21 protein-coding genes are annotated in these 17,816 nt (G+C 49.6%); 12 read left to right on the forward strand and 9 right to left on the reverse strand.

The genetic code is table 11. From position 1 onward, the window contains the following. Nucleotides 1-3: 3 nt before the first annotated feature. The gene (locus tag A0W33_RS16020; protein ID WP_068839108.1) at nucleotides 4-474 is read right to left on the reverse strand and encodes a hypothetical protein; all 471 of its coding nucleotides are present in this window, start codon (nucleotides 472-474) and stop codon (nucleotides 4-6) included. A gap of 296 nt (nucleotides 475-770) precedes the next feature. Here A0W33_RS16020 and A0W33_RS16025 point away from each other — a divergent pair, with 296 nt between their 5' ends. Next, nucleotides 771-1,175, forward strand: a complete 405-nt coding sequence (locus A0W33_RS16025; protein WP_068839109.1) for a GlcG/HbpS family heme-binding protein — start codon at nucleotides 771-773, stop codon at nucleotides 1,173-1,175. A gap of 178 nt (nucleotides 1,176-1,353) precedes the next feature. On the opposite strand, the gene A0W33_RS16030 is transcribed toward A0W33_RS16025, so the two are convergent. Both A0W33_RS16030 and A0W33_RS16035 read right to left on the reverse strand, forming a co-directional pair. After that, the gene (locus A0W33_RS16030; protein WP_068839110.1) at nucleotides 1,354-3,060 is read right to left on the reverse strand and encodes a L,D-transpeptidase family protein; all 1,707 of its coding nucleotides are present in this window, start codon (nucleotides 3,058-3,060) and stop codon (nucleotides 1,354-1,356) included. A 798-nt stretch (nucleotides 3,061-3,858) separates the two neighbouring features. Next, nucleotides 3,859-4,581, reverse strand: coding sequence for a hypothetical protein (locus tag A0W33_RS16035; RefSeq protein WP_068840199.1), 723 nt, complete (start codon nucleotides 4,579-4,581; stop codon nucleotides 3,859-3,861). A 259-nt stretch (nucleotides 4,582-4,840) separates the two neighbouring features. Here A0W33_RS16035 and A0W33_RS16040 point away from each other — a divergent pair, with 259 nt between their 5' ends. From A0W33_RS16040 to A0W33_RS16050, 3 genes are all read left to right on the forward strand, one after another. Continuing rightward, nucleotides 4,841-5,467, forward strand: a complete 627-nt coding sequence (locus A0W33_RS16040; RefSeq protein ID WP_068839111.1) for a hypothetical protein — start codon at nucleotides 4,841-4,843, stop codon at nucleotides 5,465-5,467. Between the two features lie 292 nt (nucleotides 5,468-5,759). After that, nucleotides 5,760-5,975 carry a hypothetical protein gene (locus A0W33_RS16045; RefSeq protein WP_068839112.1) on the forward strand — a complete coding sequence of 72 codons (216 nt, stop codon included), beginning with the start codon at nucleotides 5,760-5,762 and terminating at the stop codon, nucleotides 5,973-5,975. A 260-nt stretch (nucleotides 5,976-6,235) separates the two neighbouring features. Further along, nucleotides 6,236-6,838 carry a splicing factor U2AF large subunit gene (locus tag A0W33_RS16050; RefSeq protein ID WP_068839113.1) on the forward strand — a complete coding sequence of 201 codons (603 nt, stop codon included), beginning with the start codon at nucleotides 6,236-6,238 and terminating at the stop codon, nucleotides 6,836-6,838. A 164-nt stretch (nucleotides 6,839-7,002) separates the two neighbouring features. On the opposite strand, the gene A0W33_RS16055 is transcribed toward A0W33_RS16050, so the two are convergent. Further along, on the reverse strand, nucleotides 7,003-7,416 hold the full coding sequence (locus tag A0W33_RS16055) for a hypothetical protein (protein ID WP_068839114.1): 414 nt from the start codon (nucleotides 7,414-7,416) through the stop codon (nucleotides 7,003-7,005). Between A0W33_RS16055 and A0W33_RS21115 the strand changes: the two genes are divergently transcribed. Beyond that, the gene (locus A0W33_RS21115; protein WP_172798130.1) at nucleotides 7,408-7,575 is read left to right on the forward strand and encodes a hypothetical protein; all 168 of its coding nucleotides are present in this window, start codon (nucleotides 7,408-7,410) and stop codon (nucleotides 7,573-7,575) included. The genes A0W33_RS16055 and A0W33_RS21115 overlap by 9 nt on opposite strands. A 174-nt stretch (nucleotides 7,576-7,749) precedes the next feature. Then, on the forward strand, nucleotides 7,750-8,373 hold the full coding sequence (locus A0W33_RS16065) for a DUF4403 family protein (protein ID WP_068839116.1): 624 nt from the start codon (nucleotides 7,750-7,752) through the stop codon (nucleotides 8,371-8,373). Nucleotides 8,374-8,540: 167 nt separating this feature from the next. On the opposite strand, the gene A0W33_RS16070 is transcribed toward A0W33_RS16065, so the two are convergent. The 4 genes from A0W33_RS16070 to A0W33_RS16085 all read right to left on the reverse strand — a co-directional run bounded on the left by A0W33_RS16070 (nucleotide 8,541) and on the right by A0W33_RS16085 (nucleotide 12,951). After that, nucleotides 8,541-8,978 carry a response regulator gene (locus tag A0W33_RS16070; RefSeq protein WP_068839117.1) on the reverse strand — a complete coding sequence of 146 codons (438 nt, stop codon included), beginning with the start codon at nucleotides 8,976-8,978 and terminating at the stop codon, nucleotides 8,541-8,543. A gap of 72 nt (nucleotides 8,979-9,050) precedes the next feature. Continuing rightward, complete coding sequence (locus A0W33_RS16075) at nucleotides 9,051-10,184, reverse strand: sensor histidine kinase (protein ID WP_068839118.1); 1,134 nt, start codon at nucleotides 10,182-10,184, stop codon at nucleotides 9,051-9,053. A gap of 280 nt (nucleotides 10,185-10,464) precedes the next feature. Then, entirely contained in the window at nucleotides 10,465-11,715 is a 1,251-nt protein-coding gene (locus A0W33_RS16080; RefSeq protein WP_172798131.1) for an aspartyl protease family protein, read from the reverse strand. 324 nt (nucleotides 11,716-12,039) lie between these two features. Then, entirely contained in the window at nucleotides 12,040-12,951 is a 912-nt protein-coding gene (locus A0W33_RS16085; RefSeq protein WP_068839120.1) for a DUF4393 domain-containing protein, read from the reverse strand. A 122-nt stretch (nucleotides 12,952-13,073) separates the two neighbouring features. On the opposite strand from A0W33_RS16085, the gene A0W33_RS16090 reads away from it, so the two are divergent. The 6 genes from A0W33_RS16090 (at nucleotide 13,074) to A0W33_RS16115 (ending at nucleotide 16,676) form a co-directional block, all read left to right on the forward strand. Next, entirely contained in the window at nucleotides 13,074-13,541 is a 468-nt protein-coding gene (locus A0W33_RS16090) for a LexA family protein (protein WP_082815277.1), read from the forward strand. A 234-nt stretch (nucleotides 13,542-13,775) separates the two neighbouring features. Further along, complete coding sequence (locus tag A0W33_RS16095; RefSeq protein WP_068839121.1) at nucleotides 13,776-14,390, forward strand: outer membrane beta-barrel protein; 615 nt, start codon at nucleotides 13,776-13,778, stop codon at nucleotides 14,388-14,390. A gap of 317 nt (nucleotides 14,391-14,707) precedes the next feature. Continuing rightward, the gene (locus A0W33_RS16100) at nucleotides 14,708-14,989 is read left to right on the forward strand and encodes a hypothetical protein (protein ID WP_068839122.1); all 282 of its coding nucleotides are present in this window, start codon (nucleotides 14,708-14,710) and stop codon (nucleotides 14,987-14,989) included. A 136-nt stretch (nucleotides 14,990-15,125) separates the two neighbouring features. Further along, the gene (locus A0W33_RS16105; protein WP_068839123.1) at nucleotides 15,126-15,497 is read left to right on the forward strand and encodes a hypothetical protein; all 372 of its coding nucleotides are present in this window, start codon (nucleotides 15,126-15,128) and stop codon (nucleotides 15,495-15,497) included. A 352-nt stretch (nucleotides 15,498-15,849) separates the two neighbouring features. Continuing rightward, the gene (locus A0W33_RS16110; RefSeq protein ID WP_068839124.1) at nucleotides 15,850-16,170 is read left to right on the forward strand and encodes an ArsR/SmtB family transcription factor; all 321 of its coding nucleotides are present in this window, start codon (nucleotides 15,850-15,852) and stop codon (nucleotides 16,168-16,170) included. Next, nucleotides 16,167-16,676, forward strand: coding sequence for an SRPBCC family protein (locus A0W33_RS16115; RefSeq protein ID WP_068839125.1), 510 nt, complete (start codon nucleotides 16,167-16,169; stop codon nucleotides 16,674-16,676). Before A0W33_RS16110 ends, A0W33_RS16115 begins: the two co-directional genes overlap by 4 nt. A gap of 208 nt (nucleotides 16,677-16,884) precedes the next feature. Here the strand turns inward: A0W33_RS16115 and A0W33_RS16120 are convergent, their stop codons facing one another. Further along, complete coding sequence (locus tag A0W33_RS16120) at nucleotides 16,885-17,430, reverse strand: REP-associated tyrosine transposase (RefSeq protein WP_068839126.1); 546 nt, start codon at nucleotides 17,428-17,430, stop codon at nucleotides 16,885-16,887. Nucleotides 17,431-17,816: the final 386 nt, after the last annotated feature.

A 17,816-nucleotide genomic window follows, 5' to 3' on the forward strand; every position in this document is an offset into this window, starting at 1 on the left:
TCGTCAGTTGCTGATACCAGAGATATAGGCCGCTATCTCATCTTCTTTTTCCTGCAGGTTCTCGTAGGCGAATTTGGCCACAACGTCGCTGGCCATGGTAGTGAGCACACCAAACACACGCGCCTTGCTGATGACTTCTTTGTTCCAGGCAGAGGCCACTACCAGAATGGCGTACCCGTTATAAGGCGTCAGGTCCATCAGGTCGGCATTGAGGTTGGGGGATGGCCACTTGCCGGAAGCGATGCTGTAGCTGCCCTGTTCCCAGCGGGGCGGGTTGTTAAGCTTGTCAGGAACCGGCTGAAAATAGCCGTCCACCACGGGCCCCATGAACACCACATTAACCTCCTGCAGCGCATTTGGAAGCAATGCCTGTGGGTTTGGCATTACTTTTCCGCTCTCCTCCGTAACCTCTGCATCCTTTGGGTTTGGCAATACAGTCCCTGACTCCTCTACACGCTCTTCTGTGGTATCCATTATGTTTAGTTGGGTGATAGACTATAAATACTGCAATCAGCGGCAATGGTTACCCTGGCAGCCGAAACAACCATGTCTTCAAGTATAAACGAACCCCGCCATACCACATTCTGGTAAATCAGAAGGTGAGGCTGCTGCCTGTGGGTGGCACATTAGCTGGTGGCAGGTTGTTGACAGGAGGAATCAGGGCCTTCACAACAAATCCATACGTCCTGACCAGCCTTACCGGGAACTGAACAAACAATGGAGCACCGGGTTAGGTACCTATACTTGTTTTTTAAATCAAACTACACCTCATGAACCTATCTCTGAAACAAGCTCAGGCTGCAGTGCAGGCAGCAATTGAAAAATCAAACGAACTGGGCCTTAAAATGAACATTGCACTGGTAGATGCGGGCGCCAACCTAACCGCTTTTGCCCGAATGGACGGTGCCTGGCTTGGTTCCGTGGACATTGCCATGAAGAAAGCCAGAACGGCCCGCTACTTCGACATGAACACCGGTCAGATCGGGGAGTTATCGCAACCGGGAGGTTCGCTATTTAACATTGAGCATTCCAACGGCGGCCTGATCACGTTTCCGGGCGGTATTCCGATCAAGGGAGCGGATGGCGAAGTGATTGGCGCTATCGGCGTTTCGGGAAGCACCGTAGAGAACGACCACACCGTGGCACAGGCGGGGGTAGACGCTGCAAATCAGTAAAAGCAAAGGCTATTCAAGTATAAAGCAGCCCTTCCGAACCAGTTTATACTTGGGGCGGAAGGGCTGCTTTATACTTGAATAGCTTCATTAAGCTGTTGCTGATCACTGTCCAGGCCAGCCTTCTGGTTTTTACCCATGAAAAATGAGCTGAATAATCTTTCAAATTATAGCTTTATACTTAAAAAAGCTCCTGCGCCAGCGCCTGGTCGTGGCCGTAAATATCGTTCCGGAACTGAACAGTACCATCGTCGGCTACCCAGGCAGTGAAATAAACCAGGTACACGGGCACATTCTTTTCCAGGTTTACGCGCTGCTCCTCGCGCGCATTCATGGCCTGCCTTACACGGTTCTTGTCCCAGCCCTGCTTGTTCCGAAGCAGGTAAGTAGCCAGGTCGGCGGGGCGCTCTACCCGCACACAGCCGTGGCTAAGGTTACGCTCTGCCTCACGAAACAGGTGGTCAGCCGGTGTGTCGTGCAGGTACACGGCATACTCATTCGGAAACATGAATTTTACCCGCCCCAGTGCATTGTCCGGGCCGGGGCGCTGACGAATGCGGTAGTCAAAGTTATGCTGCGTCATGGTATTCCAGTTTACCCGTTTTACCGGCACGCGCCTGGCATCGGGGCCAAAGGTGGTCACCATTTCCATGTTGTTGCTGGCCAGCCAATTGGGGTTGCGTTGCATGTGCGGTTTGATATCCTGCTCCACAATACTGTTGGGCACGTTCCAGTAAGGCGAGAAAATGAGGTACTGTATCTCATGGCTGAAGATAGGAGTGGAGTGCAGGTTTTTACCAACCACGGCTTTCATCTGCATCACCTCTTTGTCTTTCTCCATCACCGAAACCTGGAAGGCAGGAATATTCACCATAATATAAGTATCGCTTTTGCCTTCAGGAGCCAGTTGCCTGGGCAACCATCGCCAGCGTTCCATGTTCAGCACCAGCTGGTCGATGCGTTCGCTTACCGGCACGTTCATCGCCTTATACGTCTGCGGCCCCAGGATACCGTCGACCAGCAAACCATGACGTTTCTGAAAATCAGTGACAGCCTGCTGCACGTCTTTATCATACACATAGAGCGCGGAATCCCGGGCGTTTACCCGTTGTTGCGGGAAGAGGCGCCGGCGCACATCCAGAACCACTTTCGCGGAGTCGTTCAACTTAACCACTCCCTGTGGTTCCACTTTTGGCCAGCCACCCCGCTCCTGTAGCTGGCGATACTGTACCAGTGCCTGCTGCAGCTTCTGGTAGCCTTCGTGTACTGCCTCAAACTCGTAAAAGGAGCGGGCGCCATCCCTTTCCTGCAGAATGGTTTCCAGGGCTTTGTTCAGCTTGATTTTGTTCTCCTTTACTTCCCATTCGATGGCTTCGGCACTGTGCGGGTCTATGGCTCCCTTGTAAAAATCAGAGGCATAGTTAAAGTAGGAGGCGGTGAGGGCCAGGTCCAGTTCCTGCTGCTTTTGGTGTTGCTGGTCTGCCGGTAGGTTGGCTGATTGTAGCTCCCGTTGCATCTGGTTCAGGTCTTTTACCTGGTACGCTTTCGGGTTTAGGCCTTGCTTATTCGCTTTATCGATGGCCTGCATCAGTTTGCCTGCCTGCGGCACCAGCTTGCCTTCCTTATACCAGGCAAAGGCGTAGTTGCGGTCTTTATAAAACTGCTTTACCAGTGGCATGTGGTGCCGAAACTCCTCTGTTTTCTGGATGTATGCTTGCAGAAAGGTGCTGTCTACCGCTGCCGGATCACCAGCAGGTATAGATGCAACGGGGTTGTCCTGTGCAAGGCTTCGCTGCACGTTGCCAACGGCCAGTAAAGGCGTGAACAGCAGCAGAAATATCAGGATTAAGGGTGGTAATGTTGATAGCGGGTGTATAGATTTCTTCATGTTGGGATGGCTGTTTTAGTTCGCATTTGTCCCCGGTACATTAGAAAACACCAGAAGGTGCAGTATGTGATTTTACCGGGTCTTATACTTATGTGTACAAAAAATGAGCCATAAATGTTGTAAATTTCCGCTGCAGCAGGACTGGGGCTGGCCTTCGTCCGATCTCTTCCTCATAGGGAACGACAGTAACCTGCTCCTGCAAATCCTATACTTAAATAACAGCAAAGGCATGGCTCCCTGAACTGAATCCAGTCCCTGGGTGGGGCAGGGGCCCTCGTAAATGAATGCCTCGAAAGATTCCGGTGACGAGTGACAGCGAGCCAGTCCGAGGCACGTGGGCAGAAAGCGAAAGCAGCGCGGTGCCCGGAGCCTCACTCCTATGGTGCCTTTACCCCAACCTTGAGCGCTCTAAAGCCAGAGGTGAAACAGTGGGCGTTTGGGAGCTGGAGGATGATCGGCAGCTAAATAGCATAGCCTGTTTAAAGTGGCTTCAAACCACCGCTGTAGAAGTATGGGTGTACCAAGTATAACACCCGCTATGCAAGTGTGGCTTTGCAGGCCAGCCGAGTTAAAATCTTTATATTTTAATAGGGCACAAATCTGAATACTTGCGGCAGTAAATACTGCACACGAAGTATAAAAAGTCTAGGAGCAGTAGCCCACAAAGACACAAGCGGACGCTTGCGTCAGTTCTAGGCAAGAATTAGAACCTCATGCTGTTCGTCCTTCTCATCCTGAAAATCCTGATCCGGATAAAGTGTTTTCGTGCCAAATGACACCCTTATCCACAAGCCATACTTACCAGTCCAGGTCCTCGTCATCCTCCGCAAAGTCATCCTCATAGGTTTCTCCCGCATCGCCCAGTAGTTCTTTCACCAGCGCCTGCTGTGCTTCCTCGTAAATCAGTTCGCCGCGGAGCAGGAACTTATTGGTGTCGAGGAGCACGTCGTAGATAGGGGTGTGCACATGCTTGGGAATCTTGTACAGGCGCGGGTCATGCTTGTCGAAGGGGGTGGCTACTTTGGAGCTGAACAGGTAGGGGAGCAGCGTTTTAGAGCAGCTGATGGCGATGCACTGCACCTCATACTCCTCAGAATACGTCTGCAGACGCTCATTTATATTTTCGAAAAACTCCAATGTCTCGCCCAGGCGTACACGTGATCCGGACCTGGACTTCCCTTTGGTTTTGAGGTACTTGATCTGGCTTTTGCCCTGCTTTTTGCGCACCATGTAGGAGCGAAACACCTTGTGGTCGAGGTTTACGCCATCCTCAAAATAACCAAGCGCACAGTAGCCCGACTGAATCAGCAGGATCACGTAGTTCAGCGGCACTTCGGCTGCGGGATGGGCGGGAGTAGGAGGGGCAAACGTAAGCGGCAGCCGGAAGTATAGCTGCTCGTTTCCGGCAGCATCAAGTAGCGTGAGCCGGTGCTTCTCCGCATCATACTCATAGGGTATGGCAGCGGTCTGGAGGTGGTGCAGCAGTTCGGCTGCTTTCTCTTTCGGTATTAGCCTGTTCATAGGGTAGCGGATGGTAAGGGCATCGTCCAGATCCGGCAGACAGCACCAGAGGCACCACATAAGGTTGCCCCTGCAAGAGTAAGCATAATTCGGCAGGTTTCCATACGCAACCCGTGGCATTCCTTTCAGGTTCGCAAGCTCCTTCAGGTTTCTCAGGCCTTCGTCTTTTCAGCAGAAGCGACTACTAAGATTTTTTGAAGCAGAAGAACCAAGTACTTGTTGTTTTACATACATTGCATTCAAAAACAACTATATACCTATGAACAAGCTTAATTTACTTCTGCTCTGGTGCCTGCTTCTTGGCGCCATCGTTTCCTGCGGCGACAAAGACGAGGACCCTGAGCCGATTCCCACAGAAGCCACGGCAGCTTTGGACTACCTTCCTGCTACTAAAGGAAGTACCTGGACGTACGGCGGCGCGCGTCCCTATTCGTATACCGCCACCGGGGCCACCAAGGACTTCGACGGCAAAACCTACAAGGAACTCCAAACTACCTCAGGCACCGAGAAGACAAAGTCGTACCTACTCAAGGAAAAAGGAGTGTATACCACCATCGGTTTCATGCCTGGTTCACGTAACATTAAAATAGCTATTCTAAAAGAGGAAACGCCTGTTGGCAAGCCCTGGGAACAGACATACACCTTCAATGCGGTGGAGACCAAAATGACCTTTACCATAGAAGAGAAGGATATAACCAAAACAGTGGAGGGAAAAACTTTTAAAGATGTTATTCATGTGAAGCTGGTAAGCACGTATTCGTATTTAGACATGGATTTCAACAATACGCATACCAGCCATTACTACTTTGCCAAAGGCGTTGGCCTGATCCTGTCTGATTTACAGGAAGTCGGCCAGATACCGTTATTAACCTATGATGTGAAGTAAACTGTACTTAGCGCAGCTCTCTGTGGCAGGTGCTCCGGAAGCATAGCGTGAAGTATAAAACAGGAGAGGCATGTTACGCAGGTAGCATGCTTTTTTCATTTAGAAGCTATTTTCACACAGCGCAACAGCCAGGTTAACTACACAGGTATGCGCGGAAATAGTTTGGCAGGTGCGTACCAGTTACAGGATTCCCGAAAGCTAAGCTCCTGGTTACTGGCGCATGGAATATGGCCGCAGCACATCCATCAGGCTGAATTGCCGTATTCCCTAAAATAACTCTAAATCACCATATATGGAAAACAACAACAACAACAACGGTAGCAACAGCAGCGACAACACAGTTATGGGCCTGGTGCAGAATCCTGCCCAGATCAAGGAATTTATGGATGATCCGACCAAGGTACTGGACTTCTACAAAAAGCTTCCGGTGAATGAAAAGCAGTACATTCTGTTTGCTGCCGCGGCCGGATTAATTGGGTACGCTATCTACCTCGGCAAGAAAGGGTAAGAAGTGAATTGTTTCCGGTCTGCCGCGTGTATGCTGTAGATCCATAAGTATTGCACCCGCACGCGTCAATAGCTGGTGCTGATGCCTGTCTGTCGCGGCTGGAGTAGGGGCTGAACCGCTGGATGCGCTTTTATATTCACAAGCCTGGAGGAAAACTTGTGGCTTCCGGGCCTTGTGTGCTCTTAAAGCACAAGGCCCAAAAAACCGGGAATCCTGTTCACCGTTATAAGGGGAAACATGTATCATTAAACCTTAAAACTATGAACAGACAAGATAGAGGTTATTACGAATATGGCCCTTATGAGGGCTACAGCCGGAACGACGAGCACTATCACAGCGCCAGAAACCTGACCAATGAGTTTGAGCGGGATTTTCAGCGCGACAGAGGCCACTGGGACGAAAACCGCGACCGGGCACGGCACTCGTACCACGAAGGCGATATGGGAGATGCATATGAGCGCTACAGAAGACAGGGCCACGGCATCCTCAACGAATCCAGCCCGCGCTGGAATGAACGGGAGCACGACAGGTATCAGGCCAATACCTACAGCAACAACCGCAACCGCGATAACAGCAGCTTTTGGGATTCGCCCCGTCGGGATGAAAACTGGCTCAACAGTGACCTGAACAACAACCGTGGCTACAACGAAACACGCCAGGACTATGGCACCTCGCATCGCTATAACGCCTATAACCGCAGCAACTACCGGGGGGCAGGCGATTCACGGGATACGTATTCCGGATCAGGAGGCGATGACAGGCGCTCCCGCTTCGGTGGCGGCTACTACGGCAGCGACCGTAACAGCAGCACGAACTGGGGCGATGATGACCGCAGAAGATATCAGACAGACAGGTACTACTAACACCTGCTCATGCCTATAACAGAACAGCCGTTATGCTAGCGTGACGGCTGTTCTGTTATAGGCAACTTTACGGAGCACCTTGTTTCTTTCTTTGGAGCGTTGGCAGGCAGTGGTGCGAAAAAGACAGGCGCAGCCAATGCAATGGGACAAGAAGGTTCGTGTACCTAAAAGGCCTCTTCAAGCCATATTTTTCGGGCAATGCCCATCCCTACAAAATTCCCCTGTCCGTTGCCGCGCATCAAAATAGCCACATTCTGCCCCTGACGCAGCTCACTTAAACTGATGGTGCGGCCCTCAGGGTCTACAATCTGGGCAGTGGGCAACACAAGTACATAGGCCCGGTTATAGCGTGACTCCGGCGAAGGAGTATAGTTCTCTACCTCCAGCATCACCTGCCCCTGGTCGTAGCGGCTCGTTACAATGGTTCCCCGTATGTCCACGCGCTGTGGCGCCGAGCTCCTGTAGGCCGTAGTTTCTGTATCAGATGAGTCAGCGGGGGGGGTGCTGGCCTTGCAACCAGTCAGCCACAGGAGGGCGAGTACGGCTACCGACACCATGCCTTGTCTTACGTGCTTCATACGCATGTGCTTTTAAGTGAGTATGTTTCTATTAACGATGGGCTGCCAGTGCGGGATGTGTCTATTCCATGTCGCGTGGATGCACGGGCTATACTTGCCGAGAGCAGGAAGTTGTTTATTGCACCTTGGCTGGAGAATATTGGCAGGTCCGAAGACTAACCAGCCCAGGCCTTGCAGTGGAAGTATAATTTGCCCGGCCATCCTTCTCTGCTTACCTTTAAGCAGCAAATCACCGGAGGAAAAGGCTTCGCTAAAGGGTTAGGACAAGCGCCTCGCCTATTTACGGCAAGGAAACAAGCTGCTACTTAGCCGGTTCCGCCAAAACCCTGTTCAATGGAAAAACCTATACACCTGAATATTCCAATTACCATCTCCTATGCCGCGCTGGAAGGTTTGCTGAAACAGCAACTGGTAGGAACGTACATTCCCAGACCCGAAGAAGGCATGGTGGCAAATCCTTATGCCCGTATTTCAGATGTGGGCGTAGCAGGGAGTGCCAAAGGAGCTTATAACCTCCTGCTACGGGTGCAACTGAATATCCTGCGCACCGTGCTGAAGCGCGACAAGGTAGATCTTTATGCCTCGGTTGCGCTGGCCTATGACAATGCTTCACAGCAACTGTTCGTGCAGCGGTTCTCAATGGAGGCGAATACATCAAGCAGCTTTTATAATACGGCCCTGGAGGTGTTGGTAAACAAAGTGGCCTACAGCCAGATCATCCAAAAGACCCGGATTGACCTTAGCGGTATCGTTGCGGCAGAGCTGAGTAAAGTGAACAGCCAACTGGAGCAGGGGCTGGAGCTGAAAGGGCTGGAGCTAAAGGGTGCTGTGGAAGCGGTGGCCGTGCAGGATATCGTTCCAAAAGCAGCGGGACTGTCGCTGCGTTTGCTCGCGCAAGGTAACCTGGAGGTAACCATCTACGACCTTGCCAGCCTCATGCCACCGAAAGCAGATTGAAAAGATAAGACCGTAATCTTTTGCTGCAGGTGCCGACTAGCCGAAGCAGCATTGTAGTACGCGCACATACTCCTTCAGGAAGTACAGTTGTAAGGCCATATAGTCATAAGAACAACGAACGTGTGCCAGCCGGAACATTCATGCCTGAAAGGCAAAACAAAAAATTATTACTCCTTATCTGAGGCAGCATTTTGCTGCAGAATGTGCTGGAGTGTGTCCTTTGTGAGCGGCTTGTTGATGAAACCTGCAACCTTGTAACGCGCCGCCGTTTCTTTATCCTTAGGATGAAGCGAACTGCTGCAGATGTAAATCTTCGTCTGGCTTAGGTCCAGGTGCGCGTTGCTTTCTAAAGCACTCAAAAAACCAAACCCATCCATCACAGGCATCTTGATATCCAGGAAAATAATATCCGGCATATTTTCGCCCTGTGCTGTGAGTTCCTCCAGTTTTCGTAATGCTTCCAGGCCGTTCTGCGCCGTCAGTATGGTGTTACAGGCGTTTGCCCGGATCAGCAGCCTTTTCGTTACGAAACACCAGTTATCGTCGTCATCTATTACCAGAATGGATTCTACCTGTGGGAACTGATCAGGTGCGCTAGCAGTCATGTGGGTGTTCAATGTAAGCGTAGGTTTCAAAGATGCAAGTATAGCGAAAACAGGATAGGATTAAAATCTCTGTTATACGGCTGCCGGGAAATAAAGCCTGAATTTTGTGCCCGAGCCTTCTTCGCTTTCCACCTCAATTTTGCCCCCGGCATTCTCGAGTATGCGTTTTACCATGTACAGCCCCACGCCGGTACCTTCCACATGGTCGTGAAAGCGCCTGAACATGGTAAACAGTTCTTCCTGCTGCTGCGGGCTAATGCCCAGCCCGTTGTCTTTTATACTTAACACCACATACGGCTCCTCCAGGCGCGAGGCGATGGTCACAATGCAGTCCCGGTCAGGCGACTGGAACTTGATGGCATTGCTGATCATGTTGTACAGAATGCTCCTGAAGTTTTTGCGGGAGAACTTCAACTGGTACACCTGCAGGTCGGTATGGATAAAGCAGGCTTTCAGTTTCTTGGGCTTGTTTAGATCAGCCATAATGTCCTCATAAACTTCCTTCATGTTTATCACTTCGTCCGAAGGATTTTCGCTGAGGCCTTTCTGCATTCTGTTGATCTCGGCCAGGTCGGCAATGGTGCGTTTAAAGCGGTTGATAGAATCCTCCACCCTCAGCACGATCTCCTCTGTATTGTCGTTTAAGGCGTTTGCGGATGCCAGTTCATCTTTCAGGATATCCATCAGCCCTTCAATGTTCAGGATAGGGGAGCGCAGGTCGTGGGAGGCGGTATAGATAAAGGTATCCAGGTCGAGGTTGATGCGTTGCAGCTGCATGTTTTTATGCTCAAGGGCGCTTTGCTGCCGTTCGGCTAGCTGGTCCTGCAGCTTTTTCTGCTCGGTTATATCGCCGGTTACCTTCGTAAAGCCAATGTGCTTGCCTTCCGCGTAAATGGCCGTCAGTTTAATGGTGGCCCAGAACAGGGAGCCGTCTTTTTTCCTGCGCCAGTCTTTTGTTTCGTACACACCCGCTGCCAGCGCCGACTTCAGCTCTTCTTCGGGCTTCCCGGCCTGCTGGTACTCCTCCGGAAACAGCATGCCATAAAACTCCCCGACAAATTCATCTTCTTTGTACCCTTTCAGCTGCTCCACCCCCTGGTTCCAGGTCGTGATCATTCCCTCGGTGTCCATCGCGAAAATGGCGTAGTCCTTTATCTGCTCAATAAATAAGGTGTTGATTAGTTCCGGAGAATAGGGCGTTTTCATAGTAAATAAGCGCTTGGGTTTTTCTCTGTTTACTCCTGAACAGCAGCGCGGGTTATGGCAAACCGCTTACCGTTGGCTGTGAAGAAAACCCGGAGCCGCAGACACCGAAACCGTAGCTAGCGCACGCAACGGCGCAGAAGTATGCATGCAGGAGGAAAGCCGCTAAAAAAGAAATTGCCCGGAAAAGCCCGCACCCACGACTAGGCTATTTTATAACATTCTACGGTTTTAAGGGAGTCGACTTGGAACGTGTATCCAAACCCTGGCCAGGCATGCGAACTTAGTTGAACAGGGAATATTTGCTGATCCGGAAGTCCAGTTGCTGCCCGTTTCTTTGTACGATTAGTGAAACGGTATCGCCTTCCAGCACATAAGAAGCTTTTCCAGAAGAGATATTGTCGCAGTAGGTGGCGTAGTCTATTTCGCTGAGCGCTTTGCCGTTGATGGATAGAATCCTGTCATCCAGCTGCAGGCCTGCTTTCTCGGCCTCTGATCCTTTGTATATTTTACCGACCACGAAGGCATTGCTTTCCTTTTTGAAAACAGGCAAAAAACCGTAGCTCATGGCATCCGGGGCCGTCTCTTTCTTCGGGTTAAAGTATACGGCGCCCTTCCCGATGCTGTAATCAATCGTAATGGTACCGAACTGCGCCAGGTAATGGTTGCCCAGCAGCGAGTTTTTGGTGTCTACCTGGATGATGGCGTTTGGGATAGTGTCCATGGGGGAGGTGAAGTCTGTTTTAATCGTGTTGGTGGTGATAGTTTTCCGGCCACCCGTACTTAAGTTAGAGTAGCCATTGGCCTCTGCATAGCTACCCATTTCGCTGGCTTTGGCTGCGTCCCAGTTTTGCATGCCCAGGTTCAGGGAGCCACCGTTCCCGGTATCCAGGGTAAATTCCTCTTCCTTGCCCAGCACCCGGATGCCATCAATCACCACCAGGCCCTGCGGCAGGGTTACGGTGGCGTTAACCCTGGTGGCATTCTTCGGCACGGAAAGCCTGGAAAAGTCAGAGCTGACGATCAGACGCTGGTTTTCGTAGTCGATCTGCCAGTGGTAGTGCCGCATAAAGTTACCGCCGATAATTCCGCCATTGGCGTAGCACTTTATCTCATCAGCAAGGGTGCTTACCGATGAGAGGTTGATGCCTTCCACCTCCAGGTTGCCTAGTTTGAGGCTTTCGGCTGCGTAAAAGTTTAGCTGCTGCCTGGTGCCGTTGGCATCGGTGGAGGAAACAGCGGCACGGGCTTTGGCCAGCTTCAGGTCCTGTGCCACCTCTTCCCAAATAACCGTTGGCGCACCCGTATCGAGCACAAAGTCGTAGGTTTTACCGTTTACCTGCCCTTGCACTATAATCTTGTTGTGGTGGTATGCAAACGGAATGGTGTCGGGTGCTAGCACTACCCGGGCTTCGCCTGCTGTGAGCGCCTTAAAGCCGCGTATAAAGCTGCAGGATTGGATGCCTATACTTAGCAGGCAAGCGACACCGAAGGCAGGCAGCATTCTCAGGGAGGGCGGTATACTTTTTTTCATAATTCTGGTTTGTATGATGAAAGTACACCCTGCCGCGCCCATTGTAAAACGAACTATACCAATGCCCGCAACTTCTAGACAAGGTACAAGGGAAGCTTAAATCCTAAGATGAACAAGGTATAAAACCCGATCAATTCATCGGCGCAGGTATGGCCTTTCTCCTGACGTATCCTTTAGCAGAGCAGACAGCAGGCTGCTAAGGTTAAAAAACAGGGTTACACCTTCGCGCAAACGTAGGCCGGCTGCGTGTGCCGCCATTGCCCCCGCACCTCCTCACCAGCACAGTTTCACCGCCGCTTAAGGCTTCGAAGGTGGGGAATCCGGCTATGGCTCCTGCTCTGGTGCACCGGCTTCGTTTAGTTCTTTGATGCAGGCTTTCATGAACATTTTGCCATACTCGGTGAAGTAGTAATAGCCTTTTTTGTTGTACAGCGCGTAATCAACATCTTCGTGCTTCTGGTTAAGCTCCTCCACCCATTGCTGGCTTTTCAGGATGTTGGCCTGGTAGATATCCTGCTCCAACCGCTTAAACGTTGCCAGATCCTTTTTCAGCAGCACCTCTGTTTCAAGGGCGATGATACCGAGCTTTTCCAGGTTCTCGATGTACACGTCCACGTTATCAGGAAAGTCCAGTTTTACAAAAACTTCTATACCTGTCAGGTTCCAGGCTACTTTCGTGTGCACCTCCTGTGCCGGCGTATAATTCTGCTCTCCTTCCAGAAGCGTGATATCCGAATTGACAGGAAGTACAGGGCTTTGCGCCGCAGCATGTTGTTTTTTGATGTACAGGTCCAGGCGGGGTATGCTCTCCTTATACTTGTAGTGAAACAGGATCTTTGCTTCGTCGGCACACAGGTTGTTGAGCGTGCTGATAAACGATGGGTGCGCCAGGTTGATCGTAGCCTTGGTGGAGGCCTTCGTCAGCAGGTTAATGAAAGCCTCCGATAGCTCGTGCTGGTCCAGGTAAGTCAGTTTCTCTAAAATGGGTAAGCCCACGTAAGGCGGCACCTCGCAGATATCTTCCGCCAGGCTGGCTTCTAACTTCTTCGCGTAGCGTTTCAGGTTCGCATCAAACTTCATCCGAGCCTTCTGCTCCTGAAATTTCAGGGGCAGCAGAATCAGGTTGCCCATACTGAACAGGGTGCCCAAGGCTTCTCCCACATTCTTGAAACTTGGCTGCAGCAGCTCGTCATAGATCTTGTCGGTAGGGATCTTGTCTAAAAATTTGTCTAGCATAGGGGTAGGGGATAAGAATTGCACTGATTTGGCACGAGCAAGAGTTTTTGTAAATTTATACTTGCTAATATAATTAGTAATTTATACTATTGTATACTAAAAATATTAGTTAAAGTTGAGCTATGAAACAAAAACCTATCATAAACATCCTGCGGGGAGAAGGGCATGAATTGTACAGGATCGAGGAGTTTGATGTACTGCAGGTGCCTTACTATGCTTCCTTGATTTCGGCTGGCTTTCCATCGCTGGCGGATGATTACCTAGACGAGCGGATAAACCTGAACGAGTTCCTGGTGAAGAACCCCACCGCTACCTATATGCTGAAGGTGCGCGGAAACTCGATGGAAGATGCCAACATCAAAGACGGGGCCATACTGATTATAGACCTGTTGCTGGAGCCGGAAGATGGCCGCATCGCTGTTTGCTACCTCGACAACACTTTCACGGTGAAAACGATCCGGAAAAAAGAGGGCAAGCTGTTTCTGGAAGCGGCCAACGCGGCTTATCCTGCGATAGAAGTGACGGAAGCCATGAGCATGAAAGTGCTGGGGATGGTTACCTTTATCATCATGAAGCCTGAAGTGCAGTAGAAATCAAAGCAACTGCTTGTAGGGTTCTATCTTCTGTTACGCGTGCTAAAGTATAACTCTCCGCTGGTGCCCTAAACCTGCGCCAGCGGGGGCTATCTAGCTAGGATCAGCATCATGCTACAAAGTCGCTAATGCCTTCTAGTGCAATTCATTAGAGGTAAAATATATTTATATAATTAATTGTAAAACACAAATAAATGATATACTTATGCTACTCATTTTAATGGTGAAATAATGCAGATGATTCGTCGGATTGTTGGAATAGCGCTGGTGCTATTAGTAGCTTACAGTGTTCAGTTAAAAGCCCAGGACCAGCGTAATAGGGGGTATATTGGAGTAGGGCTAGGACCCAGTTTTATACTTGGGAACAACAATGTAAAAGCCGGAACAGGACTGAATCTGAATCTGCTAAATGTGGGTTATGTTATAGGCAAAGGCTTTGGTGTAACCGGAGTATGGGCAGGAGGTGCTCATCGGTTTGATTCTGAAGCTACCATTTATGTACATGGTTCCACCCCTTCACCGGCAAAAGTAGAATTTAGCTACGGTGTGCTTATGATTGGGCCCATGTATACCCTGAACCTGACAGAGGACGCTTCTCTGGATTTTAAGCTTAGACTGGGGCGCTTGTATACTTACAACAAAGCAACGACAGCAGATTCTGAAAGTATATCGGAGAACACAACGCTTGGCGCATCGCTTGGGGTAGGCTATCGCAAAAAAGTAGCCAACCGTTGGTGCGTGATGCTCTCCTCTGATTATTATGGGGGTAGGCGGCAATACAATTTTACAGGAGAGCAAAACACGCACCTCCTGAGCTTTACCGCCGGGGTGGGCTTTGTGCTGTAAGGATTTGCTAGCACTAGAGCTTACTGCTACCTGCACAATCACTAGTTTATGTCGACCCCTGACCGACTGTAGCCCGTGCTGATACAGGTGCAGCATGTATAGTATAGCTTTTATAGCTACGCACTGGCACGCGCTACAAAATGGCACCAGCGAAGTTGTACAGCAATACCACCTACTTCTAAAGTATGCTGCACGAAAGCCTTCTTGTTTACTGGTGGAGCAGAATTTATATATTAGAAAATCGGCATGTTCTTTGATGACTTTCAATTAAATTTCAGGATAGACCTGAAACAGGACAATTTTACCCTACATCCGCTATGAAAACAATTACTACTATCCTTTTAGCCTTTCTCCTGACGGGCTGCGCGCTTGTCCGGAACACCGTTGAGCTGGGCATGACCGAGACTGAGTTCAAGAAGAAAAATTACAGTGCAATCTTATCTGAATTGACTGAAGATTATTCGGTATACCGCATACCCCATGACAGTTATACCAATATGTACGTTTACTTTGAGAAGGGGAGATTAGTACGGGTAAAGGAAGAGATTAACAGGCCAGATGTGGTGATTCAAAAAAGCGTAGAGAAAGAAGTAGAGTAAACTGCTGCTGCGTCTTCTTAGGTTCGGCGGCAGAATACCCTCCAGCTGGCAATGCTGTATACTTTAAAAGGTGCGCCAGCAAATCCATATTTTGCGACACGGTAAACGTATAGCTAATAAAGCACACAGCAGAAGTATGAATCTGACAGTAGGTTGTAAAGTAGAGTGGACGGAGTCGGTGTACACGCCTTATACGGAAGGAGAGACATCGGCCTTTATCGGGGAGCGGACGATAACCGGCAGGATAACGGCAGAAGGGTATGCGAAGAAAACGAACTACCATTTCTTCACCATTCATGTGTATGGGGCGGAAGGAGAAAACGCGCACGAGATAGAAGAAAACAGCAAGATCGTCCGGCGGGGTGTGGTGCTTTACCCGAAGTGCAGGATCTTAGCCACCCCAGCCAACTACGCGGAACTGGTACAGGAAAAAGCAGCGCGGAAGGAAAACAGCAGCCCCGTATGCTATGCCAACACCAAAGGACTACGCGAAGGCTTCGAAGATTAATTGGATTAAGCGTTTAAAGCTTAAAATAAACCACTCGTGCGAGCGTGTAGCTCGTGTTCACACTGCTAGTGCGAGCTTGTAGCTCGTACTTCCATCATGCCAAATCAAGAACCAACACACCTTTGCTGCTGCCAGAACTACCCAAAAGACCTCGCGGTGTCGGAAGGTCCCGCGAGGTCTGACGCTACGTAGCAACAGCCTACACATGCAGACACGCGCGGGAGCTGCGCACACTGCAAAGTCCGGGCAACCATTTTTTCAACTCACTTAAAAAAAATCAGAAAATAAACTAACGCAACCGAATAGTTGCGCGTACATAAGCAAACAAACGGTTGCATATATTAATACAGAAATGAGAAGAGACGTTTTCCAGGCGATAGCAGACCCTACCCGAAGAGCCATTATTGGTTTAATTGCCTTGCAGGCCATGACGCCGAATGCGCTAGCCGAACATTTTGACACCAGCAGGCAAGCTGTATCCAAGCACCTGCAGATACTGGTAGAGTGCCAGTTGGTGAAACAGGAGCAGCAGGGGCGTGAGATTTACTATCAGCTTGAAGTAGCTAAAATGAAAGAAATAGACAACTGGCTGGAACAGTTCCGGAAGATCTGGGAAGACCGCTTTAACCAACTCGACACTATATTTTCTACCATAAAACAAAATAAGCCATGAAAAACGACCTTGCATTCGAGTTCTCTGTGAACAAGGAAAACAAAACGATCACTGTTAAAAGAGAGTTTGCCGCAGAGCTACCGCTTGTGTGGGATGCTTACACCAAAAGCGAGGTACTGGACCAATGGTGGGCACCTGAACCCTGGAAAGCCCGCACCAAAACAATGGATTTCAGAGAAGGTGGCCACTGGCACTATGCCATGGTTGGCCCCGAAGGCGAAGAGCATTGGGCAGTGGCGAATTACAAAACCATTGATCCTAAAAAGCGCTTTACTGCGCTGGATGGCTTTGCAGATGCCGAAGGCGTGGTAAACACAGAAATGCCGCAATCGAAGTGGGAGGTAAGCTTTACACCCAAAGAGGAGCTTACCTTAGTAGAGAACCTGATCACATTCGATGACCTGGCACAGCTCGAAACCACCATCCAGATGGGCTTTAAAGAAGGCCTGACCATGGCCATGGAAGGCTTGGATGCCTTATTGGCTGCTCAGAAACAGGAGGCCTAAGATCTGTAAGCTGCAGAAAAGAGATTATATTCAATAGCATACATAAAAGCGGGGCTGGTGCATAACTTTAGAGCCCCGCTTTTATAGTTTATAGTGCTTTTTCATCTTCTGCTAGAGCGGACATGTAGGGTGTGCTGTTACTCTTATTTAAAGTATTTAACGCTAACCTAAAGCTGGCGCGAGCTTGCAGCTCGTGTCTCCTTATACTTCAGGCAATATCAATCTCCAGCACACCCTTACCACCACTAAAGTCTATGGCACTGCTATACTTCCAATGTTCCGGCTCCGACACAAAGCCAGCGGCTACCGGGTTGTTATTGATGTAGTCGATTTTCTGATCTATGACCGTAGCGCTCCACAGCTCAATGGGTTTGTTGTGTTGCTGCCAGAACTGCCGGTGCTTTACGTTGCTATTTTTCTGTCCCGCCCGCTCCATCAACCAGAGCACCCATGCCTTCCGGCTTTCCTGGTTGTGCTCGGCAATGGCTTTTTGTAGCTGTTTGGAAGTATAGGTTTTCAGCTCCTTCAGCAGCACGCTGGGGTTGTTGGCCTTGGCCCGAAAGATAAGGTGCACGTGGCTGGGCATGATGCACCAGGCATAGATCTCCATGCCTTTCTGTTTGCGGCAGTAGTGCATGCTCTCGGTGAGTATAGCAAAGTATTCCTCCCGCGTGAACACGTCTATCCAGTACACTACCGCAAAGCTGACAAAGTGTAGCCCCTCCTTGTTATGAAATTTATACTTCTGGCTCATGTTCCTGCTTATACTTATAACAGTTGCTTCCCGGTTTAGGGTTAGGAAAGTATTACGCTAGTGCGAGCTTGTAGCTCGTACTGTGACGCGTACTGAGAATATAGCTGCGTGGAGAAAAAAAGGCACGAGCTGCAAGCTCGCGCCAGCGGGGTAAGAATAAAGAAGAAATAAAATCTTTTGGAAGAAAACTACGGTTTAAGCTTGCCACAGCAGGGGTAACAGTCTTGAAGATTATTAGCTTCAGAAATAACTACCTATTAATTATATTAATTAACTATATATTTGTTTGTAAATAATTACAAATTAATTGTTTTTTAGTATAGTTTAAGAAAGCAAGCAAAATCAATAGAGCTAATAAACCTATTCATCAATTAAGGTTATTTGCT

Origin of the sequence: Pontibacter akesuensis (genome assembly GCF_001611675.1) — a bacterium.
GTDB lineage: Bacteria > Bacteroidota > Bacteroidia > Cytophagales > Hymenobacteraceae > Pontibacter > Pontibacter akesuensis.